This is a genomic window from Corynebacterium sp., assembly GCF_012837295.1.
Taxonomy (GTDB): domain Bacteria; phylum Actinomycetota; class Actinomycetes; order Mycobacteriales; family Mycobacteriaceae; genus Corynebacterium.
In genome coordinates, this window is sequence record NZ_DURI01000347.1 from 1 (window position 1) to 5198 (window position 5198).

At 67.2% G+C, this 5198-nt stretch carries 3 protein-coding genes and 1 tRNA gene; 1 reads left to right on the forward strand and 3 read right to left on the reverse strand.

The features are described 5' to 3' along the window. From ettA to GX015_RS11420, 3 genes are all read right to left on the reverse strand, one after another. The coding region (ettA, locus tag GX015_RS11410) for an energy-dependent translational throttle protein EttA (protein WP_291345250.1) at positions 1–1583 on the reverse strand (1583 nt) is incomplete at its 3' end. 180 nt (positions 1584–1763) lie between these two features. Continuing rightward, a complete protein-coding gene (ssb, locus tag GX015_RS11415; RefSeq protein WP_120983168.1) occupies positions 1764–2366 on the reverse strand; it encodes a single-stranded DNA-binding protein in 603 nt (200 codons plus the stop codon). Between the two features lie 256 nt (positions 2367–2622). Next, the gene (locus GX015_RS11420; RefSeq protein ID WP_291345251.1) at positions 2623–4743 is read right to left on the reverse strand and encodes a cytochrome c oxidase assembly protein; all 2121 of its coding nucleotides are present in this window, start codon (positions 4741–4743) and stop codon (positions 2623–2625) included. A 125-nt stretch (positions 4744–4868) separates the two neighbouring features. Here GX015_RS11420 and GX015_RS11425 point away from each other — a divergent pair. Further along, positions 4869–4942 (forward strand) — tRNA-Arg (locus GX015_RS11425). Positions 4943–5198 lie beyond the last annotated feature (256 nt).

Here is a 5198-nt window from a genome sequence, read left to right on the forward strand (position 1 = left end):
AAGTTGCCCTCGAACCAGAACCACTGGCCTTCCTCGACGTTGCCCTCCCACGCGAGGATGTGGGTGCAGGTGCGGTCCAGGAACCAACGGTCGTGGGAAATGACCACGGCGCAGCCCGGGAACTGCTCGAGCGCGTTTTCCAGCGAGGACAGGGTCTCGACGTCCAGGTCGTTGGTCGGCTCGTCCAGCAGGATCAGGTTGCCGCCCTGCTTGAGGGTAAGCGCCAGGTTCAGGCGGTTGCGCTCACCGCCGGAGAGCACCTTCGCCGGCTTCTGCTGGTCGGCGCCCTTGAAGCCGAACGCGGACAGGTACGCGCGCGACGGCATCTCGTTCTGGCCGACGTGGATGTAGTCCAGGCCGTCGGAAACGACCTCCCACACCGTCTTCTCGCCGTCGATGTTCTCGCGGCCCTGGTCGACGTAGCTCAGCTGGACCGTCTGGCCCACCTTCACTTCGCCGTCGTCCGGCTGCTCCAGGCCGACGATGGTCTTGAACAGCGTCGACTTGCCCACGCCGTTGGGGCCGATGACGCCGACGATGCCGTTGCGCGGCAGCGTGAACGACAGGTCCTTGATCAGGACGCGGCCGTCGAAGCCCTTGTCCAGGTCCGTGACCTCGACGACCTGGTTGCCCAGGCGCGGCGGGGTCGGGATCTGAATCTCCTCGAAGTCGAGCTTCTTGTACTGCTCGGCCTCCTCCACCATCTGCTCGTAGCGCTCCAGGCGGGCCTTGTTCTTGGCCTGGCGGGCCTTCTGACCGGAGCGGACCCACGCCAGCTCGTCCTTCAGGCGCTTCTGCAGCTTGGCGTCCTTCTTGCCCGCGACCTCGAGTCGCTGGGCCTTCTGCTCCAGGTAGGTGGAGTAGTTGCCCTCGTAGGGGTAGAGCTTGCCGCGGTCGACCTCGCAGATCCAGCCGGCAACGTGATCCAGGAAGTAACGGTCGTGGGTCACGGCCAGCACGGCGCCGGGGTACTTCTGCAGGTGCTGCTCGAGCCACAGCACCGACTCGGCGTCGAGGTGGTTGGTGGGCTCGTCGAGCAGCAGCAGGTCGGGCTCGCTCAGCAGCAGCTTGGCCAGGGCCACGCGGCGGCGCTCGCCACCGGACAGGTGGGTAACGGCCTCGTCGCCGGGCGGGCAGCGCAGCGCGTCCATGGCCTGCTCGATCTTGGAATCGATCTCCCAGGCGTCGGCGGCGTCGAGCTCCTCCTGGAGCTTGCCCATCTCCTCCATCAGCTCATCGGTGTAGTTCGTCGCCATTTCCTCGGCGATCTGCTCGAAGCGCTGCTTCTTCTCGAAGATGTCGCCGAGGCCCTCCTCGACGTTGCCGCGCACCGTCTTTTCCTCGTTCAGCGGCGGCTCCTGCAGCAGGATGCCCACGGTGGCGCCCGGCTCGAGGTACGCCTCGCCGTTGGAGGGCTGGTCCAGGCCGGCCATGATCTTCAGGATGGACGACTTGCCCGCGCCGTTGGGGCCCACGACGCCGATCTTGGCGCCCGGGTAGAACGCCATGGTCACGTTGTCGAGGATGACCTTGTCGCCGTGCGCCTTGCGCACGTTCTTCATCTGGTAGATGAACTCAGCCACAGCTGCGCTCTCCTTCGGAGGTAGGTGGTTTCGCTTCAGGTGCGCGGGGAACCGGCCCGCCACGCCGGGTCCGCGTTCATCGCATCCCCGGCAGTTGCTTGGCGACGATCACCGCCCGCGCACATTCGCCCTCACCTTACCGGTACCGCCGGATTCTTCCCCGACCGGCGGTACGCCCGCCTACGAAGCCACCTCGGTCAACTCCGGATCCGGGGTGAAGACGACGGCCTCGTCGCGATCCTCGTGGCCATCGTGGCCACCGTGACCGTCACGCTCGTCGTGACCACCGTGACCATCCCGCTGCACCGACTCGTCGAAGTGGTTGCTCTCATTGGGCTCGTCGGGGACGCCCTCGCCGCCGTCGGCCCCGTTCATCAGCTCCTCCTCACGGGCGCGTCGCTCGGCGTCGGAGACCCGGGAACCGTTGGACTTTTTGCGGGTGATCACCGCGGTGGCGAAGCGCAGGTCGGGGCCCACCGAATCGGCGACGACCTTGGTGAAGGACCTCTTGTTGCCCTGCTCGTCCTTCCACTCGTCGGTGCGCAGCCGCCCCTCGGCGATGATGCGGTCGCCCTTGCCGAACGTGTTGACCACGTTCTGCGCCAGGTGCTCCCAGCAGTCGACGTCGATGTAGGCGCTCTCCCCGTCGATCCACCGGCCCTCGATGTAGCGCTTGCGGGTCGAGGCCACGCGCAGTCGCGTCACCAGCTTCCCCTGGTTGGTGGTCTTGATCTCCGGCTTCTTGGTGATGTTCCCGACGATGGTCATCTTGATTTCGGACACTGCGAGTCCCCCTTCTGGTCGTGGACCCCGGAAGCGCTGCTCGGTTCCGGGCCTCGCACAACCGACCCTGCCGCCCTGCGCCACCCGGCACCACCACCGAAAACCGGGTTGTGGATGGATTCCCGATTACGCCGCTCATCCACAGGCCCCGCTCACTCCGGCTTGACGACGACGCCGCGCTCCTGCACGGGGCACAAGGGCGTCGCAAAGCACAAAGGGCAGGTGCCGAAGCACCTGCCCTTTGGTCGCGGATCGTCTAGTTGCGGCGCTGCTTGCCCGCGTCCTTCGCCGAACCGAGGTGCACTTCGTGCTCGGCGTCGACGGTGCCGGTGTAGTACTCGCGCTCCTCGGCCGTCATGCCCTGGTTGCCGCGGGCGGCGAGCATGGCGTTGTAGGCCTCCAGCTCGGCGTCATGGTCGCGCTCCGCGTTGCGGTCGTAGCGGGCGGCGTCCTTCTCGTCGCTGCGGCGCCACTGGACGAACAGGGCGGTCATGACGATGAACATGGGCACCTCGCCCAACGCCCACGCCACCGCGCCGCCGACGTTCTGGTCCGCCAGCAGATCGACGTGCCACGGCAGGGCCAGCTCGCGGTAGTAGTCCTCCGCGAGGATCTGCTGCATCTGCATGAGCGTGATGCCGAACCACGCGTGGAACGGCAGCGAACCCATCAGCGACACCAGCTTCACCGCCGGCGAAATCTGCTGCGGCGCGGCGTCGACGCCGATGATCACCCAGTAGAAGATGTAGCCCGAGATGAGGAAGTGGATGTTCATGAACAGGTGACCGGCGTGCTCGTCGGCCAGGTAGTCGTACAGCGGCGTCATGTAAAGCAGGTAGAAGCCGGCCACGAACTGCGCCGTGGCCACGACCGGGTTGGTCAGGAACCGCGACACCGGGTTGTTGATGAACGCCACCAGCCACTCGCGGATGCCCGGCAGACCCTTGCGGCCGGCCGGCTTCAGCGCGCGCAGCGCCAGCGTCACAGGGCCGCCCAGCGCCAGCATGACCGGGATGGCCATGGAGTAGAGCATGTGCGCCAGCATGTGCACCGAGAACTGCGCCGGCATGTACACGCCCAGCGCCGACGAGGACGTGAACAGCAGCAACGCACAGCCCGCCAGCCACCAGATGGTGTTGGCGATCGGCCACTCGCCGCCGCGCTTGTGCAGCTTGCGCAGCCAGTACAGGTAGATCCACGCGGCGATGATCGCGGCCGAGCCGAAGAAGATGTCGAAGCGGAACTGCGTGAACAGCGCCTCCCAGCCGAACGGGATGTCCAGCTCGTAGCCGAGCTTGACCTCCATCTGCGTGATGGGCGGCAGGCCCTCGCCGCCGGCCTGATCCGAGTAGTTCGGGGGCGGCGGGGTGCGGCCCAGCGCGACGGCCACGCCGACCGCGACGGCCATCACCAGGACCTCCACGATGGCCAGGCGCCAGAACGCCAGCCCGTTCGGGTTCTTGTCCAGCGCCGGGATGGTCACCCTGCGGTGCATGTAGCCGAACAGGCCCAGCACGATGATCAGCAGCGCCTTGACCACGACGAGGATGCCGTAGTTGTTGTTGAACAGGTCCTGCCACGACAGGTTGATCGCCGCGTTGATCACGCCCGAGGCGCTCATGGCCACGAAGGCGACCAGCGCGACGAAGCTGTAGCGCGACGCGACCTCCGACATGAACTCGCCGCGGCGGCGGGCATGGCCGATCAGCGCCATCAGGCCGCCGACCCAGAACACGGTGAACGTCAGGTGCCAGATGTAGGAGTTCGTGCCGTAGTCGTGGTTGCCGCCGGTGGCGTTGTGGCTGACGACGGCCAGAGGCATCATCGACACCAGCGACACCGCGAAGAACACCGGCTGCCAGATCCACTTGCTGGTCAGCGCCGAGCCGAGTGCAACGGCCATGGCGAAGATGCCCACCCACAGCCACGCCAGCGCCTCGCTGACCTGGTCGAGCGCGACGGACCAATTCTCCGGGCGGATGGTCGTGGACAACGGCTGGCCCGAGACGTCGGAAAGCACCAACGGGATCTGCAGGAACGCGATGGCGCCCCAGCTGAAGATCGCCCACCGGCCCGTCCGCGCAGCCGCCCAACCGTCGAGGTCGACCGTCCCGTCCGGTCTGGGCCGGGAGCCGAACGCCGACAACATGAACGAGCCGATCGCCAGGGCCGCGAGCATCTCGCCGCCGGCCTTCGCCAGCGGGAAGCCCACGGTGGTGATGAATCCCGGATCCGGGATGCCCAGCGTCGAGCGCGATTCCATGTTGAACGCCAGCGACAGCGCGCCCGCGAGAGCGCCCGCCACCAAGGCGAAAACCACGTACCAGCCGAGGGTTCCCCGGACCTTGTGGGTCGGTCGGGTCATCGTCGCAGTCATGCCCCCTAGGGTAGACCCCCACGGTGGGGCCGCAGAACTCCGGTTCCGCGCCGCGACCTCCCCCGGCGCGGCCCCGCCCCGCTTAACGGCGAACCCGGCGACCGGGCTATTATTCCGTCTCGCATGCCTCCGTAGCTCAGTGGATTAGAGCATCCGGCTTCTACCCGGCTGGTCGCGGGTTCGAATCCTGCCGGGGGCGCGGCGCGAAGCGGCGGCCCGGGTTGATTGCACGGACCGTCACCTTCGACGAAGTCACCCCCGTGACGTCCGTCGTGACGTCACGGGGGTGTTGCACTTCTCTCACGGTCTTTCCCGCCGGCGCACCCGCGTCGCCTCGGAGATCAGCGTGCCTTTCGCCCCGCCGACGACGGCAGCACCGCCGCCACCAGGTAGACCAGCACCGCCAACCCCGGCAGCAGAATGCCCCAGATGTTGATCACCGCTCCGCCGCGGCC

Bases quoted from the DNA above. Each gene is read 5' to 3' on its own strand.
- GX015_RS11420 (WP_291345251.1), bottom strand. From the start codon at position 4,743: ATGACTGCGACGATGACCCGACCGACCCACAAGGTCCGGGGAACCCTC.